The 17,552-nt window shown below is 65.6% G+C and carries 14 protein-coding genes; 5 read left to right on the top strand and 9 right to left on the bottom strand.

Features of this window, described 5'->3' with window-relative positions; all coding sequences use genetic code 11:
* The first annotated feature begins 10 nt into the window (after positions 1–10).
* From XI05_RS38485 to XI05_RS38495, 3 genes are read left to right on the top strand one after another with little or no spacing between them, the layout of a single operon-like run.
* Entirely contained in the window at positions 11–2,953 is a 2,943-nt protein-coding gene (locus XI05_RS38485) for a formate dehydrogenase subunit alpha (protein ID WP_271511621.1), read from the top strand.
* Between the two features lie 13 nt (positions 2,954–2,966).
* Complete coding sequence (gene fdh3B / locus XI05_RS38490; RefSeq protein WP_027571966.1) at positions 2,967–3,563, top strand: formate dehydrogenase FDH3 subunit beta; 597 nt, start codon at positions 2,967–2,969, stop codon at positions 3,561–3,563.
* Between the two features lie 39 nt (positions 3,564–3,602).
* Positions 3,603–4,604 (top strand): formate dehydrogenase subunit gamma, encoded by a 1,002-nt coding sequence (locus XI05_RS38495; RefSeq protein WP_271511626.1) that lies wholly within the window; start codon positions 3,603–3,605, stop codon positions 4,602–4,604.
* 27 nt (positions 4,605–4,631) lie between these two features.
* Here XI05_RS38495 and XI05_RS38500 read toward each other — a convergent pair whose 3' ends face one another.
* Positions 4,632–4,835, bottom strand: a complete 204-nt coding sequence (locus tag XI05_RS38500; RefSeq protein ID WP_271511629.1) for a hypothetical protein — start codon at positions 4,833–4,835, stop codon at positions 4,632–4,634.
* A 268-nt stretch (positions 4,836–5,103) separates the two neighbouring features.
* Between XI05_RS38500 and XI05_RS38505 the strand changes: the two genes are divergently transcribed.
* Entirely contained in the window at positions 5,104–6,168 is a 1,065-nt protein-coding gene (locus XI05_RS38505) for a HoxN/HupN/NixA family nickel/cobalt transporter (RefSeq protein WP_271511631.1), read from the top strand.
* Positions 6,149–8,461, top strand: a complete 2,313-nt coding sequence (locus XI05_RS38510; protein ID WP_271511634.1) for a TonB-dependent receptor — start codon at positions 6,149–6,151, stop codon at positions 8,459–8,461. The genes XI05_RS38505 and XI05_RS38510 overlap by 20 nt, the downstream gene beginning before the upstream one ends.
* Before the next feature lie 44 nt (positions 8,462–8,505).
* On the opposite strand, the gene XI05_RS38515 is transcribed toward XI05_RS38510, so the two are convergent.
* The 8 genes from XI05_RS38515 to XI05_RS38550 are packed head-to-tail and all read right to left on the bottom strand — an operon-like array spanning position 8,506 to position 17,480.
* Positions 8,506–9,570: a UDP-glucuronic acid decarboxylase family protein gene (locus XI05_RS38515; protein WP_271511637.1), complete on the bottom strand. Its 1,065-nt coding sequence runs from the start codon at positions 9,568–9,570 to the stop codon at positions 8,506–8,508.
* An 11-nt stretch (positions 9,571–9,581) separates the two neighbouring features.
* The gene (locus XI05_RS38520; protein ID WP_271511640.1) at positions 9,582–10,706 is read right to left on the bottom strand and encodes a CgeB family protein; all 1,125 of its coding nucleotides are present in this window, start codon (positions 10,704–10,706) and stop codon (positions 9,582–9,584) included.
* Positions 10,703–11,791 (bottom strand): CgeB family protein, encoded by a 1,089-nt coding sequence (locus XI05_RS38525; protein ID WP_271511642.1) that lies wholly within the window; start codon positions 11,789–11,791, stop codon positions 10,703–10,705. Before XI05_RS38525 ends, XI05_RS38520 begins: the two co-directional genes overlap by 4 nt.
* Positions 11,788–12,918: a CgeB family protein gene (locus XI05_RS38530; RefSeq protein WP_271511646.1), complete on the bottom strand. Its 1,131-nt coding sequence runs from the start codon at positions 12,916–12,918 to the stop codon at positions 11,788–11,790. Before XI05_RS38530 ends, XI05_RS38525 begins: the two co-directional genes overlap by 4 nt.
* Positions 12,915–14,027 carry a glycosyltransferase family 4 protein gene (locus tag XI05_RS38535; protein WP_271511649.1) on the bottom strand — a complete coding sequence of 371 codons (1,113 nt, stop codon included), beginning with the start codon at positions 14,025–14,027 and terminating at the stop codon, positions 12,915–12,917. Before XI05_RS38535 ends, XI05_RS38530 begins: the two co-directional genes overlap by 4 nt.
* Positions 14,024–15,310, bottom strand: coding sequence for a TIGR04295 family B12-binding domain-containing radical SAM protein (locus tag XI05_RS38540; RefSeq protein ID WP_271511652.1), 1,287 nt, complete (start codon positions 15,308–15,310; stop codon positions 14,024–14,026). The genes XI05_RS38535 and XI05_RS38540 overlap by 4 nt, the downstream gene beginning before the upstream one ends.
* The gene (locus tag XI05_RS38545; protein ID WP_271511654.1) at positions 15,307–16,368 is read right to left on the bottom strand and encodes an SDR family NAD(P)-dependent oxidoreductase; all 1,062 of its coding nucleotides are present in this window, start codon (positions 16,366–16,368) and stop codon (positions 15,307–15,309) included. Before XI05_RS38545 ends, XI05_RS38540 begins: the two co-directional genes overlap by 4 nt.
* A complete protein-coding gene (locus XI05_RS38550; protein ID WP_271511657.1) occupies positions 16,368–17,480 on the bottom strand; it encodes an SDR family NAD(P)-dependent oxidoreductase in 1,113 nt (370 codons plus the stop codon). Before XI05_RS38550 ends, XI05_RS38545 begins: the two co-directional genes overlap by 1 nt.
* Between the last annotated feature and the right edge of the window lie 72 nt (positions 17,481–17,552).

Here is a 17,552-nt window from a genome sequence, read left to right on the forward strand (position 1 = left end):
GAGGCTGCCCGTGCTTATCAAGCGAACACACCAGCGTTCCGATCGCCGAGGTTCCGTGGCCGAATCCCTTGCGGGCCAAGGCGGGGGACTTGATCGCCGCACATTCCTGCGCAAGTCGGGCCTTGCCGGCGGCGCGCTCGCCGCGCTCGGGGCCATGCCGGTCGGCAACGTGCGCAAGGCGGAGGCGGCCGCAGCCGGCCCGCTCGCGGCCGGCGCCACCGTCAAGAAGAGCATCTGTACCCATTGCGCCGTGGGCTGCACGGTGACGGCGGAAGTGCTCAACGGCGTCTGGATCGGGCAGGAGCCGAGCTGGGATTCGCCGATCAACCGCGGCTCGCATTGCGCCAAGGGCGCCTCAGTGCGCGAGCTCGTGCACAGCGATCGCCGCCTGCGCTATCCGATGAAGCTGGTGAACGGGCAGTGGACGCGCGTGTCGTGGGACACGGCGGTAAACGAGATCGGCGACAAGCTGCTGCAGGTTCGCGAGAAGTCGGGCAGCGATTCCGTCTATTGGCTGGGCTCGGCCAAGATGACCAACGAAGGGGCCTACCTGTTCCGCAAGTTCGGCGCGTTCTGGGGCACCAACAACACCGATCACCAGGCGCGGATTTGCCACTCCACCACCGTCACCGGCGTCGCCAATACCTGGGGCTATGGCGCGATGACGAACAGCATCAACGACATGCGCAACTCCAAGACGATGCTGTTCATCGGCAGCAACGCGGCGGAAGCGCATCCCGTCAGCATGCAGCACCTGCTCGAATCCAAAGAGATCAACAAGGCGAATTTCATCGTCTTCGATCCGCGTCTGACGCGCACCGCGGCACATGCCACCGAATATGTCCGGATCCGTCCCGGCACCGACATTCCCGTGCTCTACGGCATGATGTGGCACATCCTGAAGAACGGCTGGGAGGACAAGGAATTCATTGCCCAGCGCGTCTACGGTTTCGACGACCTGCGCAAGGAGGTCGAGAAATGGAATCCGCAGGAGGTCGAGCGCGTCACCGGTGTGCCCGCCGCGCAGCTCGAGCGCGTCGCCAAGACGTTCGCGACGGTCAAGCCCGCGACCATCATCTGGTGCATGGGCCAGACCCAGCACACGGTCGGCACCGCCAACGTGAGGGCGAGCTGCATCGCGCTGCTGATGACGGGCAACGTCGGCAAGGCCGGGGCCGGCGCCAACATTCTGCGCGGCCATGACAACGTGCAGGGCGCGACCGACGTCGGTCTCGATATCGTGACCTTGCCGTTCTACTACGGCCTCGCGGAGGGCGCCTGGAAGCACTGGTCCCGGGTCTGGGAGGTCGACTACGACTATCTCGTCTCGCGCTTCGACGAGAAGAAGCAGATGGAGACGCCAGGCATCCCGCTGACGCGGTGGTTCGATGCCGCGCTGTTGCCCAAGGCCGACGTCGCGCAGAAGGACAACGTCAAGGCGGTGTTCGTGCAAGGCCACGCCAGCAACAGCATCACGCGCATTCCCGAATCGCTGAAGGGCCTGAAGGCGCTGGAGCTGCTGGTGATCGCGGATCCGCACCCGACCACCTGGGCGGCCCTGGCGGTCGAGGCGGGGCGCAAGGACGGCGTCTATATCCTGCCCGTGGCCACGCAGTTCGAATGCACTGGATCGCGCGTCGCCTCCAACCGCTCGATGCAGTGGGGCGAGCAGATCGTCAAGCCGATCTTCGAATCCAAGGACGACCTCGAGATCATCTATTTGATGGCGAAGAAGTTCGGCTTCGCCGACAAGATGTTCAAGAACATCAAGGTCGAGAACAATCTCCCGGTCGCCGAGGACGTGCTGCGCGAGATCAACCGTGGAAGCTGGTCGACCGGTTATTGCGGCCAGTCGCCGGAGCGCATCAAGGCGCACATGAAGAACCAGCACAAGTTCGACCTGGTGACGATGCGCGCGCCCAAGGACGATCCGGAAGTCGGCGGCGATTATTACGGCCTGCCTTGGCCGTGTTGGGGCTCGCCCGAGGTGAAGCATCCCGGCTCGCCGCTGCTCTACAACAACGATCTGCACGTCATGGACGGCGGCGGCGCATTCCGCCCGCGCTTCGGCATCGAACGCGAGGAGAAGCTGCCGGACGGCACGACGCGCAAGGTGAGCCTGCTCGCCGACAAGTCCTTCTCCAAGGGCTCGGAGATCGAGGACGGCTATCCCGAGTTCACGCTGGCAAGCCTGAAGAAGCTCGGCTGGGACAAGGATCTCACCGAGGCTGAAATGGCGACGATCCAGCGGGTCAATCCGGCCAATCCGGATGCGGTGTCCTGGGCGCTCGACCTCTCCGGCGGCATCCAGCGCGTCGCGCTGAAGCATGGCTGCGTGCCGTTCGGCAACGGCAAGGCGCGCATGAATGCGTTCGGTCTGCCGGATCCGATCCCGGTGCATCGCGAGCCGATCTACACGCCGCGCGTCGACCTCGTCGAGAAATATCCGACCTTGCCCGATGCCAAGCAGTTCCGCCTGCCCAACATCGGCTTCTCGGTGCAGAAGGCGGCGGTGGAGAAGGGGATCGCCAAGCAGTTCCCGCTGATCCTCTCCTCCGGGCGTCTCGTCGAATACGAAGGCGGCGGCGAGGAGACCCGCACCAATCCGTGGCTCGCCGAATTGCAGCAGGACATGTTCATCGAGATCAGCCCGGCCGATGCCGCCGATCGCGGCATCAAGGACGGCGGCTGGGTCTGGGTGAGCGGCGCCGAGAACAATTCCCGTGCCCGGATGAAGGCGCTGGTGACTGAACGCGTCGGCAAGGGCGTCGCCTGGATGCCGTTCCATTTCGGCGGCTGGCTCGGCGGCAACGACCTGCGCAAGAACTATCCCGCTGGCACCGATCCGATCGTGCTGGGCGAGAGCGCCAACACGATCACGAGCTACGGCTACGATCCTGCAACGGGCATGCAGGAGCCGAAGGTCACGCTTTGTCAGATCGTCGCAGCCTGAGAGGAGCACGCACATGGCTCGGATGAAATTTCTCTGCGACGCTGATCGCTGCATCGAGTGCAACGCCTGCGTCACCGCCTGCAAGAACGAGCACGAGGTGCCCTGGGGCATCAACCGGCGGCGCGTCGTCACCATCAACGACGGCAAGCCGGGCGAGCGCTCGATCTCGATGGCCTGCATGCACTGCACGGACGCGCCCTGCGCGGCGGTGTGTCCGGTGAACTGCTTCTACACCACGGCCGATGCGGTGGTGCTGCACTCCAAGGACCTCTGCATCGGTTGCGGCTATTGCTTCTACGCCTGTCCGTTCGGCGCGCCGCAATATCCGAAGGTCGGAAACTTCGGCTCGCGCGGCAAGATGGACAAATGCACCTATTGCGCCGGTGGCCCGGAGGCCGACGGCAGCAAGGAGGAATACGAGAAATACGGTGCGAACCGGCTGGCCGAAGGCAAGCTGCCGCTGTGTGCCGAGATGTGCTCGACCAAGTCCTTGCTTGCCGGCGACGGCGAGATCATCGCGCAGATCTACAAGGAGCGCGTCATGAAGCGCGGCTACGGCTCGGGTGCGTGGGGCTGGAAGACCGCATATCGCGAGACAATCGAGTCCTGACGTGGGCAGCCGAGGGCGCGCAAGACCGGGGAGGACGTGATGGCGTCGTTTGGAAGGTTCGTTCGTCTGGCGTTGGCCGCCTGGGCGCTGCTTCTTTTGGTGAGCGTGGCGCCGGCGAGTGCTCAGCAGGTCAACCCGACCGCGAGCGCGGTCAAGGAGCAGCAGCTCCTGCAGGAGCTCAACCGGATCCAGGGCCGCGTCAGCATTCCCGATCAGCGCTCCGGCGTGCTGGAGCAGCCGCAGGGCCGGGAGTGGCGGGAATTCCGCAATGTGACGCTGCGCTGGATCGGCGGCATCGCCATCCTCGGCGCCATCGCGGCCGTCGTGATCTTCTATCTCACCGTCGGGATGGTGCGTCTCGAAGCCGGACGGTCCGGCCGCACCATCGTGCGCTTCAACGCCTTCGAGCGCTTCGTGCACTGGCTGACGGCGACCTGCTTCATCGTGCTGGCCATTTCCGGGCTGAACATCACGTTCGGCCGGCCGCTCTTGCTGCCGCTGATTGGTTTCGAAGCGTTCTCGGAATGGTCGCAATGGGCCAAGTACGCGCACAATTATCTGAGCTTCCCGTTCACGCTCGGCGTCGTCCTGATCTTCCTGATGTGGATCGGCGGCAATATCCCGAACAAGGTCGATATCGAATGGGCCAAGCGCGGCGGCGGCATGATCGGGCATGACCATCCGCCGGCCTACCGCTTCAACGGCGGCCAGAAGATGATCTACTGGATCGTCGTGATCGGCGGCGCACTGGTCGCAGCGTCGGGCTACGCGCTGATGTTCCCGTTCTACGGCACGGGGATCGAGGGCATGCAAATGGCCCAGATCGTTCATTCGATCGTGGCGGTCCTGTTCGTCGCGGCGATGATCGGGCACATCTATATCGGCACGATCGGCATGGAAGGCGCGTTCGAGGCCATGGGCTCGGGCGAAGTCGACGTCAACTGGGCGCGCGAGCACCACAGCCTCTGGCTCGACGAGCAGAAGGCGCGAACGGGGCCGAACGACGGGCAGCCGCAACCCGCGCCCGCGGCGGCCGAATAGGCGGTTCTTGCGCGGACGGGCCGGGCTTTAGCGCGCCGGCTCTTTCACAAACAAGACGGAGCGGTCCTGCAGCTCCTGCTCGGGAAGCTTGTCGGCCTGGCCCGTCTGCATGTCTTGAATGGACGCCATGCCGTGCTGGTCGAAATGAGGCACGGCCTGCGGCCTGAACATGTTATTGGCCACACCGGCGAGAAGCATGGCTGCAATAAGCGAGAGCATGACGAGTTTCATGCGCGTCTCCGTCTGCCATCTCCACCCGCCACGATGAATACATCGGGATCGTCAAACCCGATGTGAGCCGCTTCACAACGATCGGTTCCACTTGCGTGGAGACGGAGCCTGTTCTGGAAGCCAATTCTTCCATCAGGCCAGCCATTTGGCTCCCATTCCGTCGGCGCGTCAGGCGTCAGCGCGAAACTGGTCCGGCTCTTGCTCTTGCCAGTATGAGAGATTTTGATAAACCTCATACCGTAAAGGCGGGCGAATGGAACGAGCAGCGATGCGGACTTTGCGGGCGGTCGAGCCCGGAACGGTGGCGCTGCTCGGCGGGCTCGTCGCCGCCAACCTCGCCGCATGGGCCTGGGCCTTCACGCTGTTCGGCGAGCGGCCGACGGTGATGGCGACCGCGTTGCTGGCCTGGGTATTCGGCCTGCGTCACGCCGTCGATGCCGACCACATTGCCGCGATCGACAACGTCGTGCGCAAGCTGATGCATGGGAGTGAGACGCCGCGCAGCGTCGGCCTCTATTTCGCGCTCGGCCATTCCACCGTGGTCGTGGTGGCGACCATGTTGCTGGCACTGGGCGTCGTGAGTCTTGGTGGCGACAGCCTGCTCAAGGAGGTCGGCGGCCTCATCGGCACCTCGGTCTCGGCGCTGTTCCTGCTCGCGGTCGCCGCGATCAATCTCGTCATTTTCGCCGGCCTGTGGCGGACGTTTCGCGCGGCGCGGGAGCAGGGCGTTCACGACGCTGCGCAGCTCGATGCGCTGCTTGCCGGCCGCGGCGTGCTGGCGCGGCTGCTCGGCCCGATGTTCCGCCTGGTGACGAAGCCGTGGCACATGTACCCGCTCGGCTTCCTGTTCGGCCTCGGCTTCGACACCGCGACCGAGATCAGCCTGCTCAGCATCTCCGCCAGCGAAGCCGCGCGCGGCGCCTCGCTCGCCGATGTGCTGGTTTTCCCCGCGCTGTTCGCTGCAGGCATGGCGCTGGTCGACACGGCCGATTCGGCGCTGATGGTGAGCGCCTATCGCTGGGCCTTCGTCGATCCCTTGCGCAAGCTCTGGTACAATCTCACGATCACCGGCGCCTCCGTCGCGGTCGCGCTGTTCATCGGCGGCATCGAGGCGCTCGGCCTGATCAGCGATCGGCTCGGCCTCTCCGGCGGCGCATGGGCGCTGGTCGAGGACCTCAACGAGTCGCTTGCCAATGTCGGCTTTGTCGTGATCGCGCTGTTCGCGGCCGCATGGCTCGTCTCGGTCGTGCTCTATCGCCGCATGTTCGCGAGCGGCCGTCGCCGCGCCGGCGCGAAAGTTTTGGAATGCGCCGATGCGACCGAGGTGGCCTGAGCACGGTCGTCGCGGCGGCGCTTTGACGGCACTCTCGGTCTTGGCGCTGCTCGCGGATGACGGCCGCGCCCTCGCGCAGAGCAATGGCGCCTCGCGCGAACTGCCGCCGGTCGAGGTCAGTGGCGGCGCCGCGCCCGGGCGCAAGACGCCGGCCGCATCGCGCCGTGCCGCCAGACCGCTCGGGGACGGGCGCCGCGTCTTCGTGTCTCCCGCAACGACGCAGGCGGCGGATCCGCGCAGTGCCGGCTCGGGTGCAAAGGCCGCAGCCGGCATGGCCAGCGAGATCACCGTCTCCGGCGACGAGATCAACGCGCGCCCTTTCACGCGGCCGGGCGAGGCACTCGAAGCCGTGCCGGGACTGATCGTGACGCAGCATTCCGGCGAGGGCAAAGCCAACCAGTATTTCCTGCGCGGTTACAATCTCGACCACGGCACCGATCTGGCGATCATCGTCGACGGCGTCTCCGTCAACATGCGCACCCACGCGCATGGCCAGGGTTATGCCGATCTCAACTGGCTGATCCCGGAAACCATCGCCGCGATGGACGTGCGCAAGGGACCTTACTTCGCCGACGAAGGCGACTTCGCCTCGGTCGGAAGCGTTCATATCGGCCTGATCGACCGCACCCGGCGGCTGGCGCAGGTGAGCGCCGGCAGTTTCGGTTACCGCCGTTTGCTCGGCATGGATTCCGCGAAGGTCGGCGACGGTTCGCTGCTGGTGGCCGGCGAGATCGGTACCTATAACGGCCCGTGGGACAATCCGGACAAGGTGCGAAAGCTCAACGGCCTCGTGCGCTACAGCCAGGGCACCGCGACCGACGGCGTGTCGCTCACCGGCATGGCCTACGTCAACACCTGGAATTCGACCGACCAGGTGCCGCAGCGCGCCATCACCGGCGGCCTGCTTGGCCGGTACGGTTCGGAAGATCCGAGCGACGGTGGCCATGCCAACCGTTTCGCGCTCTCCGGTCGCATCGCGCAGACCGATGATATCGGTTTATGGAAAGCTAATGCCTATCTGGTGAAGAGCCAGCTCGACCTCTTCAACAACTTCACTTACGTCCTCGACGATCCCGTGCTGGGCGACCAGTTCCACCAGCACGACGACCGTTTGATGGCGGGCGCCAACGTCTCGCGCACACTGAACGGCTCCTTTGCCGGCCTGCCGATGCAGACCACCTTCGGCCTGCAATCGCGCTATGATGCGATTGGCCTCGCGCTCACCAATACCTTCCATCGCGGCTTCATTGGCAATATCCGCAGCGACAAGGTCGGAGAGGGCAGCGTCGGGGTCTATGCCGAAAACACGGTGCGCTGGACCGACTGGCTCAGGACGACATTGGGCTGGCGCGGCGATTATTACGCCGCCTACGTCACCTCTCTATTCAACGCCGCAAATTCCGGCCGCGCCGATGTCGCGCTCGGTAGCCCGAAATTCAGGATGGTGCTTGGTCCGTTCAATCATACGGAATTCTTTCTCGGCGCCGGCTACGGCATGCACTCGAACGATGCCCGCGGCGCGACCACGACGGAGGATCCCACCGATCCCGCGACAAGGCTCACGCCGTCGCCGCTCCTGGTGCGCACCAGAGGCGCGGAGGTCGGTGTTCGCAGCCGGATCGTTCCTGGCCTCGACAGCTCTCTCAGCCTCTTCATCCTGGACCAGGATTCCGAGATCCTGTTCTCCGGCGATGCCGGCGATACCTCGGCAACCCGCGCCAGCCGCCGCTACGGTTTCGAGTGGACCAACCATTACCGGCCGCGGTCCTGGATCGATATCGATGCGGATCTCGCAATGACGCATGCGCGCTTCCGCGGCCATGACGGCGAGCAGGCCGCGGTCTATGCCTCGCTCGCCGGCTATCCCGAGGCGCAGATCGGCAATGCGCCCGGCAACTACATTCCCAACGCCCCAGCAATGGTGGCATCGGCCGGAATTACGCTTGGCGAGAACACGGGCTGGTTCGGCAGCGCGCGCTGGCGCTACATCGGCTCCAGCCCGCTGACGGAGGACAATGCGTTCCGCTCGCGGCCGACCAGCATCGTCAACGCGCGGCTCGGCTACCGCACCGGGAACGGTTGGCGCATCCAGTTCGACGTCCTCAATCTCTTCAACAGCAACGCGAACCAGATCACCTATGCCTATGGCTCGCTGTTGAAGACCGACACGCTCTACAATCTCTGCGCCGCCAATGCCGCACCGGCCGCGGTCTGCCGGAACGGCGTCATGGACTATGTGCTGCACCCGGTCGAGCCGATGACGTTTCGGGTCACTTTGGCCGGGACGTTTTAGGCCTATTGCGCGAGCGCACTGGGCGACCCGCCAATGATGAGCCTTTACCCTTGCTCGGACATCGTCAGCCGGCCGCGTGCTGGATGGCGCGTCCTGCGCGCGGCGATGGCCGGCACGAGCGTGGGCGATTCCCCGGCGAGGCGGAGCGCAAAATAGGCAATGGTCGCTTGAAGCCCGTCCTTCAGCGCCACCTTCGGACGCCATCCCAGGATCTTCTCGGCGGCATCGATCACGGGCTTGCGCCGCCTGGGATCGTCCTTCGGCAGGGGCTCGAAGCGCAGCGGGGAAGCCGATTCGGTGCATGCCAGCACCTCACGGGCGATCGCCTCGATCGTGACCTCGTGCGGATTGCCGAGATTGCACGGACCGCTGACCGAGGCGGAGCTCTCCATCAAGAGCTGAAGCCCCCGCACCAGGTCGTCGACGAAGCAGAAGCTGCGGGTTTGCGTGCCCTGGCCGTAGATCGTGATCGGTTCGCCGCGCAGCGCCTGCACGATGAAGTTGGAGACGACGCGGCCGTCATTCTCGAGCATGCGCGGCCCGTAGGTGTTGAAGATGCGCGCGACCTTGATCTCCGTCCCGTGCATGCGCCGGTAGTCGAACATCAGCGTCTCCGCGGCGCGCTTGCCCTCGTCGTAGCAGGCCCGCGGCCCGATCGGGTTGACGTTGCCGAGATAGGATTCCGGCTGCGGATGCACTTCCGGGTCGCCGTAGACCTCGCTGGTTGAGGCCTGAAGGATCCGGGAGCCCTTCTGCCGCGCCAGTTCGAGCAGGTTGATCGAGCCGAGCACACAGGTCTTCATCGTCGCGACCGGATCGACTTGATAGTGGCGGGGCGAAGCCGGGCAGGCGAGGCTGTAGATCCGGTCGATCTCGCCCTCGATCTTGATGGGATCGCGCACGTCATGCTCGATGAAGCGGAAATTCGGGTGGTTGAGCAGGGGCCGGATGTTGTCGGTGGTTCCCGTGAACAGATTGTCCAGGCAGATCACCATGCTGCCGCGTTGCAGGAGCGCGTCGCAGAGATGCGATCCGATGAAGCCGGCGCCGCCGGCGACCAGGACCGTCGGCGAGCGGCGGGACGCGTGGATGCGGGTCTGGAGCGTCATGATGTGGCCTTTCAGAGTTGGGCGACCTGCATGGGGCGAACGACGGGGAGTGGCGCCGTCTTGCGGCGGCGCCGCGCGGCTGCCTCGGCGTAATAGGTCTCCAGCTGCCGCGCGCGATGATCGGGGGTGTGATCGGCCAGAACCCGCCGCCGCGCATTGTGCGCGATCGTGCGCCGTTGCTCCTCCGGCATGTCGCGCAGGATCTCGACGACCTCGCGCGGGCTGGTTGCCAGCAGGATTTCCTTCGACGGCGCGAAGATCGTCTCGATCCCCGGCCAGCGGTCCGAGATCACGGGCGTGCCGCAGGCCGCGGCTTCGAACAGCCGGACGCTCGGGGAGAAGCCCAGCGCCTTCATGTCGGCGCGGGTGGCGTTCAGCGTGAAACGCTGCGCCGCGTAGAACTCCGGGTGTTGCTTGGGCGCGAGGTGCTCGATCCGGGCGACGTTGGCGGGCCAGGCGATATCGTCCGGATATTGTGCGCCGGCGACGACGAATTGATCCGACGGCAGAGTGCGCGCCGGTGCAAGCAGCAGCTCGCCGAGAACGGGCTGCCGGTCCTCGCTGTAGGTCCCGAGATAGCCGAGCGCCCATTTCGGCTGCTCCTGGTCCGGACCGCAAATCTCCGCATCCGCGCTGCAATAAAGCACGCGCGCGAGCGGACTGCCGTAGCTCTGCTCGATCATGCCGGGCACCGGTCCGCCGGTGAAGGAGAGATAGAGATCGAAGCGCGGGATCATTGCCGCCGAGAGATAGTCGAGGCCCTGCTCCAGCCGCGCCAGGGTAACAGGCGTGTCGATGTCGTAGAACGCCGTGACGCCCCTCGCGTGGGTCGTGGTCCATTCGGCGATCGCGATGCCGTCAGGAACGTATGAGCCGATGATCACCAGATCGGCATCGCGGATCAGCTTGCCGAACTGGCGCGGAACATCCTTCAAGGATTGGTACAGCTCGACCGTCCAGGCAGAGGGCTTGGTCAGGTCGCGGTGATCCCGATACCAGGGCACGTCCCGCTCAAGGAACGTGACCCGGTGACCTCGTCGCGCCAGCGCTTCGATCAGGGCGCGGTAGGTCGTGGCATGACCGTTGCCCCAGGACGAAGTGACCGAAAGACCGATGACGACGATGGAGAGGTTCATTCTGCTGCCTCGATTCGGGAGCTGTTCGCGACGAAGAGATCGTTGAACTGACGGGCGCGCTGCCGATAGGTGTGCTGGCTGAGGATGCGTGCGCGGGCGCGCCGGGCGATCGACCGGGCCCGCTCCGGATTGAGCGCGGCGAGGTGCTCTGCCACCTCGCCCCCGTCAGCGGCAACAAGCACCTCGCGGCCGGGATCGAGGAAATGATCGATGCCGGCCCATTGATCGGTGATCAGGCAGGCGCCGGCGCCGATCGCTTCGAACACCCGCGTTGGCGGGGAGAAGCCGTAGCGCGCCATGCTGTCGCGATTGACGTTGAGCGTGGCGAGCCCGGAGCCGAAAAACGCGTTGTGGTCGGCGGTGCCGACATGGCCGACCTTGCGCAGATTGGCGGAGGCGTCCTTGTCGTCCCAGCCGGAGCCGCCGAGCACGAAGGACTTTTCAGGCAGGCGGCGCGCGACGTCGAGGAAGAAATGCTCGACGCGCTTCTCGCGGTCAGGCAGGCGGTTCGCCAGCAGGCTGAGATCGCAGGCGAAGCGTGGATTGGGCGGCGACGGAAAATGCGTGGCCGGATCGAGCGCGTTGTAGATCGGCACGCAGTCTCGCGCGCCCACCGATCGATACGCGGAGACGACGCCCTCGCCACCGCCATAGGTCAGGACCATGTCGTAGCACGGGATCGCGCGGCGCAGATGATGCTGCGGATCGCTTTCCATTGCCTCGAGCGTGGCGGGAGCATCGACGTCCCAATAGATCCGCGTCAGCCGCGAGGGCAGCTCCGCGACGGCGTTCTCCAGTTCGAGATCAAAGACGCCGACGCCGCTGGCCTTGACCAGCATGTCGGCCGATTGTGCGGCGCTGTCGAGCGAGCGACGCCAGCCGTCCGCGGTCGCGGGATAGACGACCACCCTGGCCCAATCCGGCTCGTCGATATCGCGATGCGACTGGCGCTCGAAGGCGTCGGGTTCGTAGAAGATGACCTCGTGGCCGAGCGCCGCGATCTCCTTCAGCATACCGCGGTAGTATGTGGCGGCGCCATTCCAATAGGACGAGACGAGGCTGGATCCGAAGAAGCAGATATTCATGCAACGGCTCCGATGTCGTGCTGAGGCCGTCCCGAACGGCCTGAATCCCTGAGGTCGGTGACGATGTCGATGAGCTGCTCGGCGCGGTGGCGGCAGGTATGACGATCCCTGATGACCTTCAGGCCGGTCTGCACCATCGCGGCAGAGAATTCCGGATCGTCGATGACAGTCCGAAGCGCCTGCTTCATCTGCGCGCCATCGGCAACGCTGAGATAGGCGCCCTCGGGGAACAGGCCTTCCGTATCCGACCAGGGCGCCGAGACCAGGGGGATGCCGCAGGCCAGCGCCTCGAAGACGCGGATGGTCGGGATGCCGGGAAGCAGGGCGACGTAAGGCCCGCGCGGCACATGGATGGTCGCACGCGCACCGGCGAAGGCGACGGGGGCCCAGTGCGCCGGCAGCCAGCCGCCGTAGCGGATGCCTGCGCTCCTGATGGTGTGAAGTGCGCCATCTGAATAACGGACGCCATGGACGCTCGCGCGCAGCTTCAGCTCCGCCACGGGCGTGACCAGGAACTCATTCAGCTCGGCGCTGCGCTCGCCGTCGCCCCAATTGCCGATCCAGACCAGATCGTCGGTCCGCTCGACCTGCGGCAGCGGATGATACAACGCGACATCGGCGGCCTCGTGCCAGGTGAAGACCCGGTCGGCCCAGCCGAGCTTCAGATAGATCTGCCGGAGCACCTCGCCGAAAGCGAGCACGCCATCGAATCCGTCGAGATCGAATTGCGCAAGCTCCTCGGGTGCGCTGACCGCGCGGTGATGGGTGTCGTGAAACAGCAGGGTGAAGGACGCGCCTTGCGCCCGCCTGCGCCCGATCTGCGCGATCAGATCGGGTGAATTCCATTCATGCACGATGACGAGATCGGCGCCATCAAGCGCCCGCGCGAGATCGAGGCTGGTATCGTAACGGCGGATGTCGATGCCGGAAAAGAGCGCCGGAATGTCGTCCATGGCATGACTGCCGCCTTCGCGGATCGCGTTCAGCCGGCTCCAGCCGTCGATGGGTTCGAACACGACGACCTCGTGCCCGAGCGCATGGAGCTCGCGCGCATAGCCACGCAGGAAATGCGCATTGCCGTTGTTCCAGCAGGAGGTGAAGGCATGGTAGAACAGGACGCATTTCATGCGCGCACCTCGATCTGGCCGGCCGCCGCGCTCGTCCGGCTCGATGCGATCAGGTCCTGGTAGAGACCGAGATAGGCGCTCGTCATGCGCCTCAACGAATAGGTCAGGGATTGCTCGTAGGCGGCGCGCTGCAGCTTTGCTCGACCCGTATCGTCAGCGCAAAGCTCTGCCAGAGTCCGATGCAGCGCGTCGCTGTCGGCGGGATCGACGAACAAGGCGGCGCCGCGCCACAATTCCCGGAACGTCGAGATGTTGGAGAGGACCAGCGCGCAGCCCGCGGCGGCGGCTTCCAGCACCGAGAGGCCGAACGGTTCATAGAGTGCGGGGCTGACGAAGATCGCTGCATGCTGCAAGCGCGCCTCCAGCGCCCCGTGCGGCAGCTCTCCGAGCCAGGTGACGTCAGCTGGCAGACGTGCGTCGCTAGGACCGGCCACCTCGACCGGCCAATCCAGCCCGGGCGCGGCGGTGGCGAGCGCTGCGATGTTCTTGGCACGATCCCACAGCCGTCCTGCCGCGAAAATCACGCCCTGCTTCCGTCCAGACGGGGCGCGTGACGCTATTCCGTTCCAGATCACCGCGCCGCGCGATCGCGGCTGGTAGATCGCGGTGATGTCGTCGTGGAAGGCCCGGCTCGGACAGACCCACGCCTGCGTGATGTCGAGTGCCGCGGCGACCCGCTCGCTGTAGCGGCGCCATCTCGGCTCGCCAAGCCAGGCCGTATCGCGGCAGGCGAGTGCCCACGAGTTCACGCAGGAATGCGCCACCAGCACGGTCGGGGCGTGCCAGGCAAAGGTCGCCTCGCGAAAGCTGTTCAGATGCACGACATCCGGCACCAATCTGGCTTCGAGGTTTGCAAGCACGCGCCTTGCGTCGGAAACGTTCCGCCCCTCCGGGTCCTGCCATTCGAGTGCGAGGTTCGTCTCGATCAGGTGAACGCTGGTCTCACGCAGCATCTGACGCTGATCGACACGCGCCCGCGGGCCCAGCGTCACGAGCGTGACGTCGGCCCCGGACGCGGCGAGACTGGCGGCGAGGGCGCAGGAATAGGTCCAGACGCCGCCGACCGTGTCGGTCGTCATCATGATCCTGATGTCGGCGCCACGGCTCATGAGACCACCTGGAGTTCGAGGGTGTCGAGCGGGACCGGACGATCGTTTTGCACGTCGCTGAACTGGTCGAACATCGCGAGATAGTGCCGGTGCGCGCGCTCCCAGGCGACATCGTCGGGCTCGCCCCAGAGCTTCCGGTAGTCGGGCGAGCCGGGATAGGGATAGAGCGGCACCGGATCGTTGGCCCAGACGCCGGCATCCTGCATGGTGCGGCGCCAGCGCTGCACGACGGGATCGTCGTCCTCGGGCACCTCGATCAGATTGGCCTGCACGAAGGGGACATGGCGGCGGGCTTCGACCAGCCGGTCGGCGAGCTGATCCGTGGTCATCTTGCAGTTCTTGGCGAGGGCCGCGCGCCCTTCCACGGTGAGGCTCTCGATGCCGGCTTCGATCGAGACGCAGCCGGCTCGCCCGAGCAGGGCGAGCATGTCGGGCTTCCACAAATCGATCCGCGTCTGCACGCCGAACTTCAGCCCGCGCGTGGTCAAGCCCTCCAGGAGCTCGCGGTTGGGAAGAAAGATCTCGTCGATGAAGTAGACGTACTCGATGCCGTGACGGCGCAGACGATCGATCTCGTCGAGAATGACCGCGGGCGGCCGCTTGCGGTAGGCGTTGCGGAAATTCTCCTTGGCGCAGAACGTGCAATTGTACGGACAGCCGCGCGAGGCCTCCGCCTCGGCGCCCGGCGCCGTCGGCGCGGCCTCGAAGCGGTGATGATGGTGATGGTGACGCCGGATCATCTCGTCCGGCCAATCGAGCGCGGGCTGATCGTTGAACGCGACCGCCTGGGGGCCGCCATTGACCCGGAGCGAAGCACCGTCGGCGAAGCACAGGCCGGGAAAGTCCCGTTCGCCATTGGCGAGACGCAGCAGGGATGCCTCGCACTCGCCCATCACCACGATGTCGACGCCGAGCTTCTTCAGCGCGGTCTTCGGCGTGGTCGAACCATGCGGGCCGACCGCGATCAGGGTCGGCGCGAGGTGCCGCATCGCGATCGCGAGCTGCTGCGGCACGCGCAGCTCGGGCGGGGCGCAGCGCCAGAACAGATATGTCGGTGCGGTGGTGAAGACGATCTGGTCGGGACGAAAGGCGCGCAGCTCGGCCTCGATCTCAGGGAGGGAGAGATCGAACATATGCGCATCGAGCAGCAGCGTGTCGTGGCCCGCCGCCTTCAGATAATGCTCGGAGATGCCGAGCTCGAGTGGCAGGTGAGGCGAGCGGCAGCCGAAATAGATGCTGCCCGAAAAATCCCAGTTGGGATTGATGAGGGCGACCCGCGTCATGCCAGGGCCTCGCTTCTGTCCTGTGATCCGAAGCGACTGTCAAGCCAGGTGTGGAGTGAGCGCAGGCCGTCGGCGAGGGGCATTTGCGGCGTCCAGCCGAGCGCGGTGGCGAGCGCGCGCGTGTCGGTCACGTACCAGGGCTGATCGCCCGGTCGCCAGTCCGCAAAGCGATAGCTCACCTTGCGGCCCGTCAGCTCGGTGATTTGGTCGATCAACTCGAGCAGGCTGACCGCATTCGCCGGACCGCCGCCGAGATTGAAGACGCGCCCGCGGGCCAGCGCGATGTGGTCGAGCGCCGCGAGCCAGGCGCTCACCGCGTCCGACACGTGCAGCGCGTCACGGACCTGCTTGCCGTCACCGTAGATCGTCAGCGGATTGCCGCTGATGGCGCTGAGCAGGAAGTGTGCGATCCAGCCCTGGTCCTCGGTGCCGAATTGCCGCGGCCCGTAGATGCAGCTCATGCGCATCACCACGGTCTGCAGCCCGAACACCCGGGCATAGTCGTGCACGTATTGATCGGCGGTGCCCTTGGAGCAACCATAGGGGCTGTAGAAATCCAGCGGCGCGTTCTCCGAAATGCCCCCGGCGAGCAAATCATTGACCGGCGTGTAGCGGCGGTCGGTGAGCGCGATCTCGCTGTCCTCGATCAGGCGCCCATAGACCTTGTTGGTCGAGGCAAAGATCACCGGAGCCGAAGCGTTGTGCAGGCGAACGGCTTCCAGCACGTTCAGCGTGCCGCGCGCATTGATCTCGAAGTCGGCCGAGGGATCGCTGACGCTGTCGGTCACCGCGACCTGGGCTGCGAGGTGCAGTACGGCCCGCGCCTCGCGCACGGCGTCGATCACCGGGATCGGGTCGCGGATATCGGCCACACTGATCGTGACGCGGTCGCCATGCCGGGATTTCAGCCATTGCGCATTCTCGCGCACGCCGGCGCGGGCGAGATTGTCCAGCACCAGAACGCGATCGCCCCGCTCGGCGAGACGGTCGGCGAGATTGCAGCCGATGAAGCCGCAGCCGCCGGTGACCAGGACGGGTCTGTTGTCTTGCTCACTCATCACGCGACCAACCCTCGTTGCAGCAGCTCACGGGTCGCCCGTTCTGCCTGATCGTCGGCGATCTGGTCAGCGAGGTAGCCGGCGAGCTCTTCAAGGCCGTCCTTGAACGCGACATGCGGCTCGAAGCCGAGCAGGTCGCGTGATTTGCCGATATCGGCGAAGCAGTGCCGGATGTCGCCGGCACGGTATTTTCGTGTGATCTCTGGATCGATCTCGCGCCGTCCCATCACCTGCGCCAGATCCTCGGCCACCGACAGAATGGTGCGGCTCTGGCCCGAACCGACGTTGAAGACGTCCTGGGCGTGGTCGGATTCGAGCGCCATGCTGCAGGCGCGGGCGACGTCGTGCACGTGGACGAAATCGCGCCGCTGCAGGCCGTCTTCGAAGACGAGCGGCGGCCGGCCGTTGAGCAGCCGCGCGGCGAAGATGGCCAGCACGCCGGTATACGGATTCGACAGCGCTTGCCGCGGACCGAACACGTTGAAGAAGCGCATGCCGACGGTCGGAATGCCGTAGGCCTTGCCTGTGATCAGGCACATGCGCTCCTGCGCATATTTGTTCAGGGCGTAGATCGAGCTCAGCGACGGCTGCTTGGTCTCAGGGGTGGGCACGGGATCGAGCGCATGGCCTGCATGATCCCGTAATTCCCACTCGCCCTTGCGAAGCTGCTCGATCGGTCGTTCGTCGCCGGCGACGACGCTTCCCACGGCATCACGATACAGACCTTCGCCGTAGATACTCATCGAGGATGCCACCACCAGCCGTGCGACCGGTCGCTTGGCGAGCGCCTGCAGCAGCACGGCGGTGCCGAGCTCGTTCGTCCTGACATAGGGCTCGATGTCGTACATGCTCTGGCCGACGCCGACGGCGGAGGCGAGATGCAGGACCATGTCGGCGCCGCGCAAGGCCTGTTCGACCGCGGCGGCATCGGTGACGTCGCCGACCACGAGCTCGGCGTCGTCGGCAACATAGGCGGGGCGCTGACGGTTGCCGCCGTGCACCTGCGGAGAGAGATTGTCGAGAAGGCGGACCTCGTAGCCGGCCGCAAGCAGCACGTCCGCCGTATGCGAACCGATGAATCCCGCGCCCCCAGTGATCAATACTCGCGTCATTCACCGCTCCGTGCCGCATGGGACCGATCCGTTCGGACCGGCCGATGATGAGAGTTGAAGCGCGCTTTGCTC

It is taken from the genome of Bradyrhizobium sp. CCBAU 11357 (genome assembly GCF_028128865.1).
In the GTDB taxonomy this organism is placed as follows: Bacteria; Pseudomonadota; Alphaproteobacteria; order Rhizobiales; family Xanthobacteraceae; genus Bradyrhizobium.

Bases quoted from the DNA above. Each gene is read 5' to 3' on its own strand.
- XI05_RS38525 (WP_271511642.1), bottom strand. From the start codon at position 11,791: ATGAATATCTGCTTCTTCGGATCCAGCCTCGTCTCGTCCTATTGGAAT.
- XI05_RS38550 (WP_271511657.1), bottom strand. From the start codon at position 17,480: ATGACGCGAGTATTGATCACTGGGGGCGCGGGATTCATCGGTTCGCAT.
- XI05_RS38520 (WP_271511640.1), bottom strand. From the start codon at position 10,706: ATGAACCTCTCCATCGTCGTCATCGGTCTTTCGGTCACTTCGTCCTGG.
- XI05_RS38530 (WP_271511646.1), bottom strand. From the start codon at position 12,918: ATGAAATGCGTCCTGTTCTACCATGCCTTCACCTCCTGCTGGAACAAC.
- XI05_RS38495 (WP_271511626.1), top strand. From the start codon at position 3,603: ATGGCGTCGTTTGGAAGGTTCGTTCGTCTGGCGTTGGCCGCCTGGGCG.
- XI05_RS38510 (WP_271511634.1), top strand. From the start codon at position 6,149: ATGCGACCGAGGTGGCCTGAGCACGGTCGTCGCGGCGGCGCTTTGACG.
- XI05_RS38505 (WP_271511631.1), top strand. From the start codon at position 5,104: ATGCGGACTTTGCGGGCGGTCGAGCCCGGAACGGTGGCGCTGCTCGGC.
- XI05_RS38540 (WP_271511652.1), bottom strand. From the start codon at position 15,310: ATGACGCGGGTCGCCCTCATCAATCCCAACTGGGATTTTTCGGGCAGC.
- XI05_RS38545 (WP_271511654.1), bottom strand. From the start codon at position 16,368: ATGAGTGAGCAAGACAACAGACCCGTCCTGGTCACCGGCGGCTGCGGC.
- XI05_RS38535 (WP_271511649.1), bottom strand. From the start codon at position 14,027: ATGAGCCGTGGCGCCGACATCAGGATCATGATGACGACCGACACGGTC.
- fdh3B (WP_027571966.1), top strand. From the start codon at position 2,967: ATGGCTCGGATGAAATTTCTCTGCGACGCTGATCGCTGCATCGAGTGC.
- XI05_RS38515 (WP_271511637.1), bottom strand. From the start codon at position 9,570: ATGACGCTCCAGACCCGCATCCACGCGTCCCGCCGCTCGCCGACGGTC.
- XI05_RS38500 (WP_271511629.1), bottom strand. From the start codon at position 4,835: ATGAAACTCGTCATGCTCTCGCTTATTGCAGCCATGCTTCTCGCCGGT.